Source organism: Streptomyces globisporus C-1027 (genome assembly GCF_000261345.2).
GTDB lineage: Bacteria > Actinomycetota > Actinomycetes > Streptomycetales > Streptomycetaceae > Streptomyces > Streptomyces pakalii.
Map to the genome: position 1 here is coordinate 4,301,150 of NZ_CP013738.1, position 16,405 is coordinate 4,317,554.

Below are 16,405 nucleotides of genomic sequence, written 5' to 3' on the forward strand. Positions count from 1 at the left end.
CGGACGGGCTTGAAGTGCCCCGGCCCGTGGCCTGAGCGCCGGACGGGCTTGAAGTGCCCCGGTCCGCGGCCTCAGCGCCGACGGGCTTGAAGTACCCCGGCCCGCGGCCTAAGCGCCGGACGGGCCGGAAGTACCCCGGTCCGCAGCGGACAAGGTGTCCAGCGCCTCCGACAGGCGGGCCAGCGCGGCCAGCGTCTCCGCCAGGTTCTCCACCCCCAGCTCACCCGCCAGCCGTGCCGCGAACTCCGCGTGGGGCGGGCCGATCCGGGCCACCGCTTCGCGCCCCGCCTCCGTCGTCCGCAACAGCTTCGCTCGGCGGTGGGCCGGGTTCTCCGTGTACTCCGCGAGCCCCCGCTCGACCAGCAGGTCCGCGATCCGCTGCACGCTCTGCCGGGTGATCCCCATCGTCCGGGCGATCCCCGCCACCGGCAGCGGCTCCACCAGCACCGCCCCCAGCACCTGCCACCGCGCCGCCGTGAGCCCGCCCGGCCGCGCCAACTCGTCGGCCACCGACAGGAACTGCCCGTTCAGCCGGAACACCGTCAGCGCGGCCCGGCTCAGGAACTCCTGCTCGGACGGGACGCGCCCCGCACCCTCGCTACTCACCCTGCAACACCTCGTACGCGCTCGCGTCCGAGTCGTGGAACAGCCGGTACCACGCGTCCAGCTTCTTCGCGTCGTACACCCCGAGCAGCGCGAACACCTCCCGCGCGAACGCCACCGGCTCCGTCGGCCCGGCCGTGATCAGGCGCCCGGTCCCGTCCGCCCCGGGGTCCGTGACCGCGTCCACCTCCACGTACCGCTCGCCGCCCGCGTACCCCGTCGCCGCGAGGTAGAAGGAGACCGCGCTCGTGTGCGCCCGGTCGTCCAGCAGCCCTTCTCGGGCCAGCCCGGCCGTCGCCCCGCAGATCGCCGCGACCGGCGCCCCCGCGTCCAGGAAGGTCCGGGCCGCCCGCGCGAACGGGGTCAGCGTCTCGCCCGTCTCCCAGCCGGCCGCGCCGGTCAGGATCAGCAACGCGCTGTCCTGCGGCCGCAGTTCGTCCAGTGCCAGGTCGGGCTGGACGCGCAGGCCGCCCATGGTCGTCACCGGCTCCCGGGAGAGCCCCACGGTCCGCACGGTGTAGCCGTTCTGGGTGAGATGCGCGGTCGCGTACCCCGTCTCCCAGTCGGCGAAGGTGTCGTAAACGGCGAGATGCACGGTTCCGGCGCTGCTGCTGGTCATGATGACCTCCTCGGCTCGATGACAGAAGGCTGTCATGTCGACAGCATGCTGTCAATGAGGAGGTGGGGGAAGGGCAGGCGGAGAGGCGACACCTTGCCGACACCATCCGCCCCAGGCCGTACAAGGTGGCCATGGAGGCCACCCCCCACCAGCGCTTACGCTCGGCCGCATGACCCCTCATGCCCCTCATGCCCCGTACGCCGACCCCGCGGCCGGTGCGGCCGTGAAGGCCGCGGACCGCGCGCACGTGTTCCACTCCTGGTCCGCCCAGGGCCTCATCGACCCGCTCGCCGTCGCCGGCGCCGAGGGGTCCTACTTCTGGGACTACGACGGCCACCGCTACCTCGACTTCACCAGCGGGCTCGTCTACACCAACATCGGCTACCAGCACCCCACCGTGATCGCCGCGATCCAGGAGCAGGCGGGCAAGCTCGCCACCTTCGCGCCCGCGTTCGCGATCGAGTCGCGCTCCGAGGCCGCACGCCTCATCGCCGAGCGCACTCCGGGCGACCTGGACAAGATCTTCTTCACCAACGGCGGTGCCGAGGCCGTCGAGAACGCCATCCGCATGGCCCGGCTGCACACCGGCCGTCCGAAGGTGCTCTCCGCCTACCGCTCGTACCACGGCGCCACCTCCACCGCGATCAACCTCACCGGGGACCCGCGCCGCTGGCCCTCCGACAACGGCTCCGCGGGTGTCGTCCGGTTCTGGGCGCCGTTCCTCTACCGTTCGCCGTTCTACGCCAAGACCGAGGCCGAGGAGTGCGCCCGCGCGCTCCAGCACCTGGAAGACACGATCGCCTTCGAGGGGCCGTCGAGCATCGCCGCGATCATCCTGGAGACCGTCCCGGGCACGGCGGGCATCATGACCCCGCCGCCGGGCTATCTGGCGGGCGTCCGCGAGATCTGCGACCGGTACGGGATCGTCTTCGTGCTCGACGAGGTCATGGCCGGATTCGGCCGTACCGGCGCCTGGTTCGCCGCCGATCACTTCGACGTCGTGCCGGACCTGCTGACCTTCGCCAAGGGCGTCAACTCCGGTTACGTACCGCTCGGCGGCGTCGCCATCAGCGCCGAGATCGCCGCAACCTTCGAGACCCGTCCCTACCCCGGCGGCCTCACCTACTCCGGGCACCCGCTGGCCTGCGCCGCCGCCGTCGCCACCATCGGCGTGATGGAGGACGAGAAGGTCGTCGAGCACGCGGCCCGGATCGGCGAGACCGTCCTCGGCCCCGGCCTGCGCGAACTCGCCGAACGCCACCCCTCGGTGGGCGAGGTGCGCGGCCTCGGCGCGTTCTGGGCGCTGGAGCTCGTACGCGACCGGGAGACCCGCGAGCCGCTCGTCCCGTACAACGCGTCGGGTGAGGCCGCCGCGCCGATGGCGGCCTTCGGGGCTGCGGCCAAGAAGCAGGGGCTGTGGCCGTTCATCAACATGAACCGGACCCACGCCGTCCCCGCCTGCAACGTCTCCGAGGCCGAGGCCAAGGAAGGGCTCGCGGCCCTGGACGTGGCGCTCTCCGTGGCCGACACGTACACCGTGCAGGGCGGGTAGCCGACCCGCGTCCGCTTCCGGTCCGGGGTGCGTGGTGCGGCCCGTGTCCGCTCCCGTCCCGTACACGGAGTAACCGGACGAGCCGATTCCGTACGTAATCGACCCCGTACGTCTCCCCGCCGTGCCCGGAATCGGGCACGGCGGCGGCCCTGGCTTAAGGTGACCCGAACCACGACGGGTGCGCCGGGTACGCACGGGGACGGACGGAAGGGGCCGGCATGAGTCCGAGCGCAGGTGTGACGCGCAATACCCTGCGCCAGCAGATCGCCGACGCGCTGCGTGACGAGGTGCTCGCGGGACGTCTGCCGCCGGGCCGGGAGTTCACCGTCAAGCAGATCGCCGAGCAGTACGGGGTCTCCGCGACGCCCGTCCGAGAGGCGCTCTTCGACCTCTCCGCGCAGGGGCTCCTCGCCTCCGACCAGCACCGGGGCTTCCAGGTGCGGGAGTTCACCGTCGCCGACTACCGGGCGATGGCCGAGGCCCGGGCCCTCGTCGTCGAGGGCCTCTTCCGCAACCCCGCCGAGGTCGCTGTCCGGCCCGAGGGGCTCGCCTCGATCCGGCGGCGGGCCGCGGAGGCGGTCCGCGCGGCGAAGGGCGGCGACCTCGACGTCCTGATCGGGTACGACCTGCGGTTCTGGCGGGAGCTGGGGCAGTTCGTCCTCAACCCGTACATCGCCGATTTCCTCACCCGGCTCCGCGTCCAGGCCTGGGTGTTCGCCGTGCACCGGCTGCGCCGCGACGGCATGGACGAGAACGTGCTGTGGTTCGGCCACGAGGAGCTGGTCGAGGCCATCGCCCGCGGCGACCACGAGCAGGTCCATGCCGAGATGCGCTCCTACTACGGACACGCGCTCGCCTGGGCGGACCGCCTGGAGGCGCGGGAGACGGAAGGGAACGCGGAAGGGAACGGGGAGGGGGACGGGGAGGTGCGCGCCGACGGGCCGTCGTCGGGACCCGGTTCCGCGATGCCTCCGCAGTCCCCGGAGTCGCCGGGACACTGTGCGTGAGGTTCGCCCCGCATTACGCTGTCCCGACGATCGCCCGAACCCGTTGGAAAGCGAGACTTCGTGGCCTGTGACCTGTGGCTGGTCCCCCTCGTCGACGTGCTGTGCCACAGCGCCGACAACCCCTTCGCCGAAGAGATCGCCGTCTACGACAAGGCGCTGAACGACGCCGGGCTGCCGCCCGTGCCGGTCTACGCCTACATGCCGGGCCTCACCGGGGACGTCGCCCCCGTGGCCGGCTTCGACTACGACGCCCTGCACTTCCTGCGCCGCGCCTATCTGCTCCAGCTGAGCGGGCTGGCTGTCACCCCGGTCGCCGGTCTCGACGGCGACTACGAGCAGCTCCTGGAGATGTTCGAGCAGGGCGCGCAGCAGTCGCACCTGGTCTGGCACTACGACCACGCCGGGGCGTACGTCCCGGTGGACTTCCCGGCCCCGCTCTCCGACGACGACCTCCTGGCGGGCGGCGGCCCCCTCGGCTCCGCGCACGGGCTGCTGCGGGAGCTGGAGTTCGTGGCCCCGTCCATCGGCATCGACCCGGCCAACCCGCCGGCCGCCCCACAACCCCCCGCGGGCCCCACCGCCCTGGAGGAGCCGGCGCACCCGATCCCCTACGACGACAGCCCCTTCGCCCGCGAACGCCACGTCTGGCTGGGCCTGCACGCGGCGGCGACCCGGAGCCTGGCCCAGGGCTCAATGATCATCTTCAGCTAGCCCCCGCACTTCCACGGACCGGGGCGCCGCACCCACCCCGCTCCCGCGCCTCACGGACCGGGGCGCCAGAACCAGCCCGTCCGGCGATTGAGGACCGGGGGTCCGGGGCAGCGCCCCCGAAGCGTCACCCTGGGCGGCCCGAAAAATCTCACCGCGGCGGCGACTCCGGCGGCCGCTGCCGCGGCATGTTCGGCCGCGCCGCGACCGACGGCATCGAGAACCGCCCCGGCGCCACCCCCGGCTCCCCCCGCCCCGCACTCCCCGCCGCCAGCGCCTGCATCCCCATCGGCGCGGGCCCCGCCCGGAACTCCACCATCCAGTCCGCCGTCTCCGACCGCACCAGCTCCGTGACGTCCTCGGAGAACCTCCGCAGCACCCCCAGGCACCGCTCGGTCGCCTCGCTGGCCGTGCCCTCGGTCGGCCCGAGCATCTCCCGTACGCACTCCGAGGCCCAGTCGAACTGGAGCACCTGGAGCCGCCGCTGCACGGCCTGGGCCGTGGCCAGGTTCCTTATCCACCCGGAGGTGAGGCCGAAATACCGGTCGCAGGCCATGCACGCGGCCCCCAGCAGCAGCGACAGATAGCCCCAGCCCGCCGATCCGCTCAGCGCACCGGTCAGATCGAGCAGCGGGAGGGCCGCCCCGGCGACCACCCCGGCGGCCGTGCCCATCCGCAGGGCCCGGGCCGCCCGGCGCTTCCAGACCCGGTCGTGCAGATACCAGTCCGCGGTGTCCAGGGCGCCGGTCTCGACCCAGCGGTAGAGCTCGTCGAGCCGCTCGGCCGGCTCGCCCCAGTCGCCGAGGGGGAACGGGCGCCCGGTCAGATCGCGCCCGCCGGTCGGCCACCCGGCACGGCCGCCGGAGCGCCCACCGGCACGCCCCTCGACCGGGACTCCCGTAGCGGAATGCTCAGCTCCGTTCTCACCGGATCCCGCATCGGACTCCTTGCGGGGCGGCCCCTCGGGCTGCATCTCCGGCTGACTCACCGGGGCACTCCTCTGCACTCTGACGGACGGGACGGACGCGTGGGGAAAGCTAGGAGGTAACTCTTCGTCACCGCACATGCACGCTCGTGTGCCGATGCGCGTGCCCTTCCTACCGCCGAATGGTGGGCCGCGGGGTCGAAATCGCGGGATTCCCGCCTGGGCAGGGCCCCTGGTCAGGTATAGGAGCACTCACGCCGATTCCGAGATCTCACTCGAAAGAGTTAGTCCCCGGTGGGTGGAGCGCGGTGACCGGGGAGCACGTAGGCTCGGCTTACCGAAACATCTGTCGTCGAAATGCCAGGAGTGACCGTGATTCCCGGTGGTGGCCAGCCCAACATGCAGCAGTTGCTCCAGCAGGCCCAGAAGATGCAGCAGGATCTCGCCGCGGCCCAGGAGGAACTGGCCAGGACCGAGGTCGAGGGACAGGCGGGCGGCGGTCTCGTGAGGGCCACCGTGACCGGTTCCGGCGAGCTGCGCGCCCTGGTGATCGACCCGAAGGCGGTGGACCCGGAGGACACCGAGACGCTGGCGGATCTCGTCGTCGCGGCCGTCCAGGCGGCCAACGAGAACGCGCAGACGCTCCAGCAGGAGAAGCTCGGCCCGCTGGCGCAGGGCCTGGGCGGCGGGGGCGGCATCCCGGGTCTGCCGTTCTGACCCGGCGGGCCACAGGGCCTTGAGGTTCCGCAGGGCCGTGAAGTCCGCAGGGCCTTGAGGCACCGCAGGCCCGCGGGGCCTACTGGTACCGACCCGTACCCACTACGGTACGGAGCAGGAAGCGAAGAGAGGCGTTCCGTTGTACGAAGGCGTTGTTCAGGACCTCATCGACGAACTGGGCAGGCTGCCCGGCGTCGGTCCCAAGAGCGCGCAGCGGATCGCCTTCCACATCCTGCAGGCCGAGCCCACCGACGTACGCCGGCTCGCCCACGCCCTCCTGGAGGTCAAGGACAAGGTCCGGTTCTGCGAGGTGTGCGGCAATGTCGCGCAGCAGGAGCAGTGCGGGATCTGCCGGGACGCGCGCCGCGATCCGAGCGTCATCTGCGTGGTCGAGGAGCCCAAGGACGTCGTGGCGATCGAGCGGACGCGTGAGTTCCGGGGCCGGTACCACGTGCTGGGCGGGGCGATCAGCCCCATCGAGGGCGTCGGCCCGGACGACCTGCGGATCCGCGAGCTGCTCGCGCGGCTCGCGGACGGCTCCATCACGGAGCTGATCCTCGCGACCGACCCCAACCTGGAGGGCGAGGCCACCGCGACGTACCTGGCGCGGATGGTCAAGCCGATGGGCCTGAAGGTGACCCGGCTGGCCAGCGGTCTGCCGGTCGGCGGCGACCTGGAGTACGCCGACGAGGTCACCCTGGGCCGTGCCTTCGAGGGAAGGCGGTTGCTGGATGTCTGACACCGGCTCCGACACCCCCGCCGTACGCCCCCGGTCCGGGCCCGCGCTCCTGCACGTACCGCCGTCCGCTCCGCCGTCTGTGACCGCGCCCACGGGAGGTCCCCTCGATGTCTGACGCCACGCTGAACTCCGTCACGCAGGACCCGGGCGACTTCGCCGTCCAGATCGCGGACCAGATCAAGACGTTCATCGTCGCGGTCGCCGAGGTCTCCAAGGTCGAGGAGCCGGAGGAGGCGGTCCCGGTCCTGCTCCTCCAGGTCTCGCAGCTCCTGCTGGCGGGCGGCCGCCTCGGCGCGTACGAGGACGTCCTGCCCGACGAGCGGTACGAGCCGGACCTCGGCGCGGAGCCGGACGCGGACGGTCTGCGCGAGCGGTTCGCGGCGCTGCTGGAGCCGATCGACGTCTACTCCGAGGTCTTCGACCCCTACGAGCCCCGCAAGGCCCCGGTCCCGCACCGCATCTCCGACGACCTGGCCGACCTGGTGACCGACCTCGGCCACGGTCTCGCGCACTACGAGGCGGGCCGCACCGCCGAGGCGCTGTGGTGGTGGCAGTTCTCGTACTTCTCCAACTGGGGCTCCACCGCCTCCGCCACCCTCCGCGCCCTCCAGTCCCTGGTCGCCCACATCCGCCTCGGCCAGCCCCTGGCGGAGCTGGACGGCCTGGACACCGACCAGGACCCGGGCGAGGAGAACCTCGCCGAGGAGGCGGGCCGCGTGATGCTCCAGGAGATCGCGGGGCCGCTGGGGCTGCGGCCGGTGAAGTAGGACCCGCGGAAGGCTCCTTGACCTCAACCGCGGTTGAGGGAAGAGGCTCCGGGATGAACGGCCGAACCCGACGGCCGCATCCCGCAAGGAGACTCCCATGAGCGCCGCGACCCCCGCCGTACCCGCGCCCACCGTCATCGGCGTCCCGGCCCCGCAGGAGGACGTCGACGCCATCGTCGCGTTCGTCGCCGGTGTGCCAGCGCCCGGTGAGCCGCGCCGGAGGTGCGTACCTGGACGAGATCTTCCTCGGCCAGGAGGACCCCGCCGCGCTCATGGCCGCCCACCCCGAGGCGGTCCCGGGCACGCCGACCTACGTGCTCGCCAAGGACGACGGGGTCTGGCGCGTCGCGGCCGCGCAGAACACCCAGGTCCTCGACGCGGCGACGCTGACGGCGGGCTGAACACGGGTCCGCGCGGGCGAGCGGTCCGACGGCCGGCGGGGTACGCCGACTGACCCTCCCGGCTGGCCGGTCCGTGTCCGATCGTGTGGGCTGGGACACAAACGGGAGTGCTCGACGGCCGGGCTGGGCAGCAGCCTCGTACGAGCAGTTCGGAGCGACACGCCGTACCGGGTGCTGAGCGGGACATCTCACCATCTGGTAATGGACGGGTCGATTCCGGACTGCTCGTTAAACTGAGCCGACCGCAGTAATGACTGAGCGAGGAGCGCACGTGGGCCTTGTCGTGCAGAAGTACGGAGGCTCCTCCGTAGCCGATGCCGAGGGCATCAAGCGGGTCGCCAAGCGAGTCGTCGACGCCAAGAGGAACGGCAACCAGGTGGTTGTCGTGGTGTCCGCGATGGGCGACACGACGGACGAGTTGATAGATCTCGCCGAGCAGGTGTCTCCGATGCCTACCGGCCGGGAGTTCGACATGCTGCTGACCGCGGGTGAGCGGATCTCCATGGCCCTGCTGGCCATGGCGATCAAGAACCTGGGCCACGAGGCCCAGTCGTTCACGGGCAGCCAGGCCGGTGTCATCACCGACTCGGTCCACAACAAAGCGCGCATCATCGACGTCACCCCGGGCCGCATCCGGACCTCGATCGACGAGGGCAACATCGCCATCGTCGCCGGGTTCCAGGGTGTGAGCCAGGAGGGCAAGAACATCACCACCCTCGGCCGCGGCGGGTCGGACACGACCGCCGTCGCGCTGGCCGCCGCGCTGGACGCCGAGGTCTGTGAGATCTACACCGACGTCGACGGCGTCTTCACCGCGGACCCCCGGGTCGTGAAGAAGGCGAAGAAGATCGACTGGATCTCCTTCGAGGACATGCTGGAGCTGGCCGCGTCCGGCTCCAAGGTGCTGCTGCACCGCTGCGTCGAGTACGCACGCCGTTACAACATCCCGATCCACGTCCGCTCGTCCTTCTCCGGACTGCGCGGCACCTGGGTCAGCAACGAGCCGCAAGGGGACCAGAAGGTGGAGCACGCGATCATCTCCGGAGTCGCCCACGACGTCTCGGAGGCCAAGGTCACCGTCGTCGGCGTTCCGGACAAGCCGGGCGAGGCGGCCGCGATCTTCCGTGCCATCGCGGACGCCGAGGTCAACATCGACATGGTGGTGCAGAACGTCTCCGCCGCGACGACCGGCCTGACGGACATCTCCTTCACCCTGCCCAAGGCCGAGGGCCGCAAGGCCATCGACGCCCTGGAGCGGACCCGGAGCGCCATCGGTTTCGACTCGCTGCGCTACGACGACCAGATCGCCAAGATCTCCCTGGTCGGCGCGGGTATGAAGACCAACCCGGGTGTCACCGCCGGATTCTTCGAGGCGCTGTCCGACGCGGGCGTCAACATCGAGCTGATCTCGACATCCGAGATCCGTATCTCGGTGGTCACCCGCGCCGACGACGTCAACGAGGCCGTGCGCGCCGTGCACACCGCCTTCGGGCTCGACAGCGACTCCGACGAGGCCGTGGTCTACGGAGGCACCGGCCGATGACGGAACACCGCCCTTCGCTCGCGGTCGTCGGTGCGACCGGGGCGATCGGCGGTGTCATGCTCCGGATCCTCTCGCAGCACGCGGACGTCTGGGGCGAGGTCAGACTCGTCGCCTCACCGCGCTCGGCCGGCCGCAAGCTGGTCGTGCGCGGTGAGGAGACCGAGGTCCTCGCGCTCGCCGAGGACGTGTTCGACGGCATCGACGTGGCCCTCTTCCTGGTGCCGGACGAGGTGTCCGCCCACTGGGCCCCCATCGCCGCGGCCAAGGGCGTCGTCGTCATCGACGAGTCCTCCGCCTTCCGGCTCGACGACGACGTTCCGCTCGTCGTCCCCGAGATCAACTCCCATGCCGCACGGCTCCGGCCGCGCGGCATCGTCGCGTCCCCGAACTGCACCACGCTGTCGCTGATCGTCGCGGTCGGCGCCCTGCACGCCGAATTCGGGCTGCGCGAGCTGATCGTCTCCTCCTACCAGGCCGTCAGCGATGCGGGCCGCGACGGCGTCGCCGCCCTCCGCGAACAGCTCGCCCTGGTCGCCGGTACGGAGCTGGGCACCCAGCCCGGAGACGTACGCCGGGCCCTGGGCGACGAGGCATCCACGGCGGCCGGCCCGTTCGCCGCGCCCATCGCCCTGAACGTCGTGCCCTGGGCCGGTACGGACGCCGGGGACGGCTGGTCCTCCGAGGAGATCCTCCTGCGCGAGGAGTGCCGCAAGGTGCTCGGCATGCCGGACCTGAAGACCACCGCGACCTGCGTGTACGTCCCCGTCGTCGCCACCCACTCGATGTCCGTCCACGCCCGCTTCGAGAACGAGGTCGCGGTCGGCAAGGCGCACGAGATCCTGGCGACCGCCCCCGGCGTGGTCCTGTTCGACAACCCGGCCGCCGGGGACTTCCCCACCCCGTCCGACGTGGTCGGCACGGACCCCACCTGGGTGGGCCGCGTCCGGCGGTCGATGGACGATCCGCATGCCCTGGAAATGTTCCTTTGCGGGGATAATCTCCGAAAAGGTGCGGCTTTGAACGTGGCGCAGATCGCCGAATCGGTCGCCGCCGAATTCCCTCGATGATGATCGAATCTGTTTTGTAGGATCTGTGAACGCCCTATGAGGAATTCGCTGGTCTGAACCTCTTGAGCTGGGACGTTGTCATGTCCGACGATGATCTCCCGGCCATCTGCAACCGCGCCTCGGTCGGGTTGCGTCTATGCCGTCACTTTGTGCGTGGCCGGACGCCGTAACGGGGCATTTGGGGAAGAGCAGGTACGTATGAGGGTATGTCGCACAGCGTCGAACGTGGCGCGGTCCGCGTACAACCCTGACGGGGGGCAGCGTGTCCAACAGGCGTGGCAGAGGTTCTCGACATCACAGTGGTGGGCCCGTTGCGAGGCGCTTCGGTGCGCCCGCTCCGGCGGCCCCGCGCGCCCGGCGGCATGCCGGTGATCGCGCCCATGCCCGCTGCGCGCCCGGCCTCGCTGCCCTCGCAGCGCGGGGGTGCTGAAGAGACGGTGGCAGCAGGAACCACGGTCGACCATCTCACCGAGACCTATCGCGCCCACTACCGCTCCCTGCTCGGCCTCGCGGCCCTGCTGCTGGACGACACCGCGTCCTGCGAGGACGTGGTGCAGGAGGCGTTCATCCGGGTGCACTCCGCGCGCAACCGCGTCCGTGAGCCCGAGAAGACCCTCGCCTACCTCCGGCAGACGGTCGTCAACCTCTCGCGCTCCGCGCTGCGCCGCCGCATTCTCGGGCTGAAGCTGCTCTCCAAGCCGATGCCGGACATGGCGAGCGCGGAGGAGGGCGCGTACGACCAGCTGGAGCGGGACGCGCTGATCAAGGCCATGAAGGGGCTCCAGCGACGCCAGCGCGAGGTGCTGGTCCTGCGCTACTTCGCGGACATGACGGAGGCCCAGGTCGCCGAGACGCTGGGCGTCTCGCTGGGCTCGGTGAAGGCGTACGGTTCGCGGGGCATCGCGGCGCTGCGTGTGGTGATGGAGGCCCAGGCATGAGCGGGTCCGACCAGCACCCCGAGATCCCTGAGCACAGGCACGAGAACGACCCGACGGGAAACGGAATTGTGAACCACGGGCCGGAGAAGACTCCGCACACCGATCCGGACCGACCGCGGAGCGAGAGCGCGGGCCCCGGAGAGAGCGGACCCCCGGAACCGGCGCCGCCCGCGAGCGTGGACGGCGAATCCGTCGAGGACCCCGACGAGCGGGACCCGGGCGCCGAGACCCCGGTGGGCCCGGCCGCGGAGGCCCCGGCGGACGGGGACGCGGACGCCCGTACCGGGACCGGCGCCGACGCCCGTGCGGAGGCCGCTGACGACGCGGGTACGGAGAGCGGCACGGACGCCCGTGCGGAGGCCGCCGAGGATGCGGTCACGGATTCCGGCGAGGACACCCGTACGGACACCGCCGAGGACGCGGTCACGGATTCCGGCGACGACACCCGTACGGAGACCGCCGCCGCCACCGCCCCCGGTGACGGCCCCGCCGACATCCCCGCAGCGTCCGACGACGACTTCCTCGCCACCCTGACCGATCTCTTCGCCGAAGGCCGACGCGGCCCCGCCGCCGACCGGCCCGGCGAGCTGGACGAGGTGGCCCTGCGCCGCATGCTGCACGGCGCGGTCCGCGACATCACCCCCTCCGAGGGGACCCTCGACCACCTCCACCGCGCCGTCCCCGCCCGCCGGGCCCGGCGGCGGCAGGCCGTCGTCGGGGCGGCCGCGGCGGCCCTGCTCATCGGCACCGCCGTCCCCGCCTTCGTCCACGTCGCGACCTCGGACGGCTCGTCCACCGCCAACCCCGCCATCGCCGGACACGGTGAGCAGGCCCAGGGCGGCAACGGCGAGGAGCCCGGACCCGAGGAGCCGGGCCGGCGGTCCGAGGTGCCGGCCGAGCGCGAGAGCGAGGGCGGCGAGGGCGAGGCGGCCCCGGACCCCAGCCCCTCCCGGGGCGAGGGAAGCGACCCGGACGGGGCGGTGGCGGGGGAGAAGCCCGACACCCCGAGCGTGGACTACGCGTCCCTGCCCGTCTGCGACCCCGGCCAGCTCGGCGTCGCGTCCGCGAGCACCGACGCGCCGGGGGCCGACGGCACGGTCTACGGCAGCTTCAGGATCGCCAACGTGTCCGGCACCGACTGCACGGTCAGCAGCAACGGCACCGTGGGCTTCACCGCCCTCGGCGCCGCCGACTCGCAGAAGATCGTCGTGGTCCAGCACGCGGCGGGCGACGCGGCCCCCGGCCTGCCCGACCCGTCCCAGGAGCCGGGCACGGTGCTGCTGAAGCCGGCCATGGCGTACGAGGTGCGGTTCGCCTGGGTGCCGACCGACACCTGTCCGACCACGGGCCCCTCGCCGACCCCGATCCCGTCGGCGGACGGCGCCGGAGGACCGGTCGGCGGAGGCTCCGAGAACCAGTCAGGCGTGGACCCCCAGTCGCTGTACGAGGACGGCGGGACCACGGCCGAGGGCAGCGTCGCCGTGACGCACACCCCGGAGTCGGGAGCGCCCACCGCGCAGACGGAGATCCCCAACGCCTGCTCGGGCACGATCTACCGGACGGGCGTGCTCGCCACGTCGTAGTCCGGCGACGACGGATCCTCGGGGGCGTCCTTCGGGGCGCCCTCCGCGGTTTCCGGGGCCTCGGCGGTCTCCGCGGCCGGACCGGCGCCCTCCGAGGCGTCAGCAGCCGCCGGAGCAGCGGGTTCCTCCGGTACGAGACCGAGCGCGATGTCCCGCTCGGCCTCGGCCTCGCGCCGCACCAGCCGGAACCACATGAAGAGCACGAACGCGGCGAAGACGAACCACTCGCCCGTGTAGCCGAGGTTCTGGAAGGCCTTCAGATCGAGGCCGCTGCCCTCCGGGGCCGCGGCCGGTACCGGCTTCATCGCGCCGCCCGTACCGCCCGCCTCGGCCTCGGGAAGCGTCACCCAGGCGTCGTACACGTCGTAGGGGACGAGGTTCACCAGGGTCGCCGCGCTGATCATGCCGACCTGGCCCGAGGGGAGGCCGCCGCGGACGTTCACGCCGTCGCTGTGGGTGTTCTCGGAGGCCTGGAGGTCGCCGGTCACCGTGACCTCGCCCTTCGGCGCGGCGGGGACCCGGGCGTCGGTCGCGGACCCGGGCAGCCAGCCCCGTACCACCGGCAGGGCCTTGCCGCTGTCGGTCCGGAGCATGTTCAGGACGTAGAAGCCCTGACGGTCGTCCAGCTTCCGGCCGGGCACCAGGAACTGGTCGGCGTACGTCCCGGTGGCGGTGGCGGGGCGGCCGGACGTCACCTTGTCGACGGGCAGCAGCGCGTCCAGGGGTTTGGCGGCCCGGGTGCTCGGATCGGGGGCCTTCTCCGCCTGTTCGTGCGACTGGACGCGGTCCTCGAAGCGGCCGAGCTGCCAGGTGCCCATGAACACGCAGAACGGGATGGCCAGCACGACGAAGAGGTTGATCCCCCACCACCGTGGGGTCAGCAGGAACCGGTACACCCCTCAAAGGTACGGTTCCCCGCCCCGGGCACCCGGGGCGGGGTCCGCAATTTATCCGGCCCTTACGCCCCCTGGACGGCACCGCCGCCCAGGTGCTTCAGGGCGAACTCCAGCTCCAGCCGCACCTGCTTGATCCGCTCCTCCACCACGAGCGAGCCATGCCCGGCGTCGTAGCGGTAGACCTCGTGGACCGCGCCGCGCGCAGCCAGCCGGTCCACGTAGTTCTCCACCTGACGGATGGGGCAGCGCGGATCGTTGACGCCCGCCGAGATGTAGACGGGGGCGCGCACCGCGTCGACGTACGTCAGCGGGGACGAGGCCTCGAAGCGCTCGGGCACCTCCTCCGGCGTGCCGCCCAGCAGCGTGCGGTCCATCGCCTTCAGGGCCTCCATCTCGTCGTGGTACGCCGTGACGTAGTCCGCGACGGGCACGGCGGCCAGGCCGAGCGCCCAGGCGTCGGGCTGCGTGCCGAGGCCGAGCAGAGTCAGATAGCCGCCCCAGGAACCGCCGGCCAGGACCAGGCGCTCCGGGTCCGCGAGCCCGGACTTCACGGACCACTCCCGTACGGCCGCGATGTCCTCCAGCTCGATCAGGCCGACCCGGTGCTTCAGCGCGTCCGTCCACGCACGGCCGTATCCGGTGGAGCCCCGGTAGTTGACCCGGACGACCGCGAAGCCGTGGTCGACCCAGGCGGCGGGGCCGGAGGCGAAGGCGTCGCTGTCGTGCCAGGTGGGCCCGCCGTGGATCTCGAAGACGGTGGGGAAGGGGCCCTCACCGGTGGCGGGCTTCTGCACGAGGGCGTGGATCCGGCCGCCGGGCCCCTCGACCCACGCGTCCTCGACGGCCACCGACGGCGGGGCCTTCGCCCCGGGAGGATCCAGGACCACGGCACCGCTCGTCGACCGCACCACGGGCGGCTGCGCGGCCGAGGACCAGAGGTACTCCACCGTCCCGTCCGGGCGGGCCGTGGCGCCCGAGACCGTGCCGGCGGGGGTCTCCACGCGCACGGGCGCGTCCGCCCCCGGCTCGTACCGCCACAGCTCGCTGCGGGCCTCGAATTCGTGCTCGACGAGCAGCGCGGAGCCGTCCGGATACCACTCGGCCCCCACATCGCCCGGCAGGTCGATCGGCAGCGGGGTCTCGGTGCCCGCGACCGGGTCCCAGATCATCGGCTCCCAGCGGCCCCGCCGCTGATGCCCGACGAGGAGCCGGGTGTCCCCGGCGACGGGCGCGAAACCCAGCACGCTGAGCCCCAGCTCCTTCGTGCCGCCCTCGGTGTCGTCCAGCTCGGCCACGGTCGAGCCGTCCGGGCGGACCACGCGCAGCGCGGAGTGCATCGCGTCGCCGTGCTCGGTGTGCTCCAGCGCGATCAGCGTCCCGTCGTGGGAGAGGTCCCCGACGCCCGCGGACTCCCGGTGCCGGTAGATCTCCACGGGCTCGGCGCCCGGCGCCCGCACCAGGTGGACCGTCGTGCCGTCCTCGTCGGTCGACCGGCCGATCACCGCCGAACCGTCCCGCCCGATGGCCAGACCCGCCGGGTAGGAGGGCGCGAGGCCCGGCGCGGCCGGCTCGTCATCGCCGCCGCCGAACGGCTGGCGCATCCACACCCCGAACTCGTCGCCGTCGGTGTCGCTGAACCACCAGACGGCTTCCCCGTCCGGCGTGAGCACGCCGTCGGTGGTCCCGTTGGGCCGGTCGGTCACCTGGCGCTGCCGCCCGCTCGCCCGGTCCCACGCGTACAGCTCGTAGGTGCCGGTGGCGTTGGAAACGAACAGGGAACGGTCGGGGGCGTCCTCGGCCCAGTCGGGCAGGGAGACGCGGGGTGCACGGAACCGCTTCTCCCAGTCGGGTGCGGCTGCAGCATCAGTCGTCGTCATGTTCCCATCCAACCCGATCGCCCGGCCTGCCCGGAACGGGATGCGGAACAGGCTCGCCGGGGCGCGCGTGCGGGGGTGGGACGGAATTCCCGGGCCGCAATTCCGGAGGGCGAATTCCGGAGCTCTGATCTGCCCTGTACGTGCGGTCATCGTGGTGGTCAACCTTCAGCGGCATGATGTAAGTCGCACAGGAAGTCGTACGGAAAGTCGGCGGAATGCGAGGGTCCGGTTCTTCTTGTTCTGCTGACGGCGTGATGGATCTGAGCAAGGCCGGACGAACCGGGCATGCGTTGCCCCCTGGCGCCTCTGAACCACGCTGACCAAGGAAGGGCTGCCCAGGGACAGCTACTACTTCGAACTCGGGAACATCGGTTCCGGCTGCGTTTCCTGCGCCATCGTTGTCAACAAGGTCAACGTGGACACCACCAAGGCCGACTGATTCCCGCCGGGCTTCCGCGCATCC

Annotated in this window: 16 protein-coding genes; 11 read left to right on the forward strand and 5 right to left on the reverse strand. The window is 71.9% G+C overall.

Features of this window, described 5'->3' with window-relative positions:
* Nucleotides 1-108 precede the first annotated feature (108 nt).
* Complete coding sequence (locus WQO_RS18840) at nt 109-606, reverse strand: MarR family winged helix-turn-helix transcriptional regulator (protein WP_010056617.1); 498 nt, start codon at nt 604-606, stop codon at nt 109-111.
* Entirely contained in the window at nt 599-1,222 is a 624-nt protein-coding gene (locus WQO_RS18845; RefSeq protein WP_010056616.1) for a DJ-1/PfpI family protein, read from the reverse strand. The genes WQO_RS18840 and WQO_RS18845 overlap by 8 nt, the downstream gene beginning before the upstream one ends.
* Nucleotides 1,223-1,391: 169 nt before the next feature.
* Here WQO_RS18845 and WQO_RS18850 point away from each other — a divergent pair, with 169 nt between their 5' ends.
* From WQO_RS18850 to WQO_RS18860, 3 genes are all read left to right on the forward strand, one after another.
* Nucleotides 1,392-2,774, forward strand: a complete 1,383-nt coding sequence (locus tag WQO_RS18850; protein ID WP_029181924.1) for an aspartate aminotransferase family protein — start codon at nt 1,392-1,394, stop codon at nt 2,772-2,774.
* Between the two features lie 218 nt (nt 2,775-2,992).
* Nucleotides 2,993-3,781: a GntR family transcriptional regulator gene (locus WQO_RS18855; protein WP_029181923.1), complete on the forward strand. Its 789-nt coding sequence runs from the start codon at nt 2,993-2,995 to the stop codon at nt 3,779-3,781.
* Between the two features lie 60 nt (nt 3,782-3,841).
* A complete protein-coding gene (locus WQO_RS18860) occupies nt 3,842-4,492 on the forward strand; it encodes a hypothetical protein (RefSeq protein WP_010056613.1) in 651 nt (216 codons plus the stop codon).
* A 148-nt stretch (nt 4,493-4,640) separates the two neighbouring features.
* Here WQO_RS18860 and WQO_RS18865 read toward each other — a convergent pair whose 3' ends face one another.
* Complete coding sequence (locus WQO_RS18865; protein ID WP_029181922.1) at nt 4,641-5,477, reverse strand: SLATT domain-containing protein; 837 nt, start codon at nt 5,475-5,477, stop codon at nt 4,641-4,643.
* A 309-nt stretch (nt 5,478-5,786) separates the two neighbouring features.
* Here WQO_RS18865 and WQO_RS18870 point away from each other — a divergent pair, with 309 nt between their 5' ends.
* The 8 genes from WQO_RS18870 (at nt 5,787) to WQO_RS18905 (ending at nt 13,169) form a co-directional block, all read left to right on the forward strand.
* Complete coding sequence (locus WQO_RS18870; protein WP_029181921.1) at nt 5,787-6,131, forward strand: YbaB/EbfC family nucleoid-associated protein; 345 nt, start codon at nt 5,787-5,789, stop codon at nt 6,129-6,131.
* Nucleotides 6,132-6,270: 139 nt separating this feature from the next.
* Entirely contained in the window at nt 6,271-6,870 is a 600-nt protein-coding gene (gene recR / locus WQO_RS18875; protein WP_010056607.1) for a recombination mediator RecR, read from the forward strand.
* Between the two features lie 107 nt (nt 6,871-6,977).
* A complete protein-coding gene (locus WQO_RS18880) occupies nt 6,978-7,637 on the forward strand; it encodes a DUF5063 domain-containing protein (RefSeq protein ID WP_010056605.1) in 660 nt (219 codons plus the stop codon).
* Nucleotides 7,638-7,843: 206 nt separating this feature from the next.
* The gene (locus WQO_RS36855) at nt 7,844-8,038 is read left to right on the forward strand and encodes a hypothetical protein (RefSeq protein ID WP_010056604.1); all 195 of its coding nucleotides are present in this window, start codon (nt 7,844-7,846) and stop codon (nt 8,036-8,038) included.
* 271 nt (nt 8,039-8,309) lie between these two features.
* A complete protein-coding gene (locus WQO_RS18890; RefSeq protein WP_010056603.1) occupies nt 8,310-9,581 on the forward strand; it encodes an aspartate kinase in 1,272 nt (423 codons plus the stop codon).
* The gene (locus WQO_RS18895) at nt 9,578-10,648 is read left to right on the forward strand and encodes an aspartate-semialdehyde dehydrogenase (protein ID WP_010056602.1); all 1,071 of its coding nucleotides are present in this window, start codon (nt 9,578-9,580) and stop codon (nt 10,646-10,648) included. Before WQO_RS18890 ends, WQO_RS18895 begins: the two co-directional genes overlap by 4 nt.
* Before the next feature lie 362 nt (nt 10,649-11,010).
* Nucleotides 11,011-11,586 (forward strand): SigE family RNA polymerase sigma factor, encoded by a 576-nt coding sequence (locus WQO_RS18900; RefSeq protein WP_029181920.1) that lies wholly within the window; start codon nt 11,011-11,013, stop codon nt 11,584-11,586.
* On the forward strand, nt 11,583-13,169 hold the full coding sequence (locus tag WQO_RS18905; protein WP_010056600.1) for a hypothetical protein: 1,587 nt from the start codon (nt 11,583-11,585) through the stop codon (nt 13,167-13,169). The genes WQO_RS18900 and WQO_RS18905 overlap by 4 nt, the downstream gene beginning before the upstream one ends.
* Here WQO_RS18905 and WQO_RS18910 read toward each other — a convergent pair.
* Together WQO_RS18910 and WQO_RS18915 are read right to left on the reverse strand one after the other, a co-directional pair.
* Nucleotides 13,139-14,065 carry an SURF1 family protein gene (locus WQO_RS18910; protein ID WP_010056598.1) on the reverse strand — a complete coding sequence of 309 codons (927 nt, stop codon included), beginning with the start codon at nt 14,063-14,065 and terminating at the stop codon, nt 13,139-13,141. The two genes, WQO_RS18905 and WQO_RS18910, sit on opposite strands and share 31 nt — an antisense overlap.
* A gap of 62 nt (nt 14,066-14,127) precedes the next feature.
* A complete protein-coding gene (locus WQO_RS18915) occupies nt 14,128-15,942 on the reverse strand; it encodes a S9 family peptidase (RefSeq protein WP_010056596.1) in 1,815 nt (604 codons plus the stop codon).
* Between the last annotated feature and the right edge of the window lie 463 nt (nt 15,943-16,405).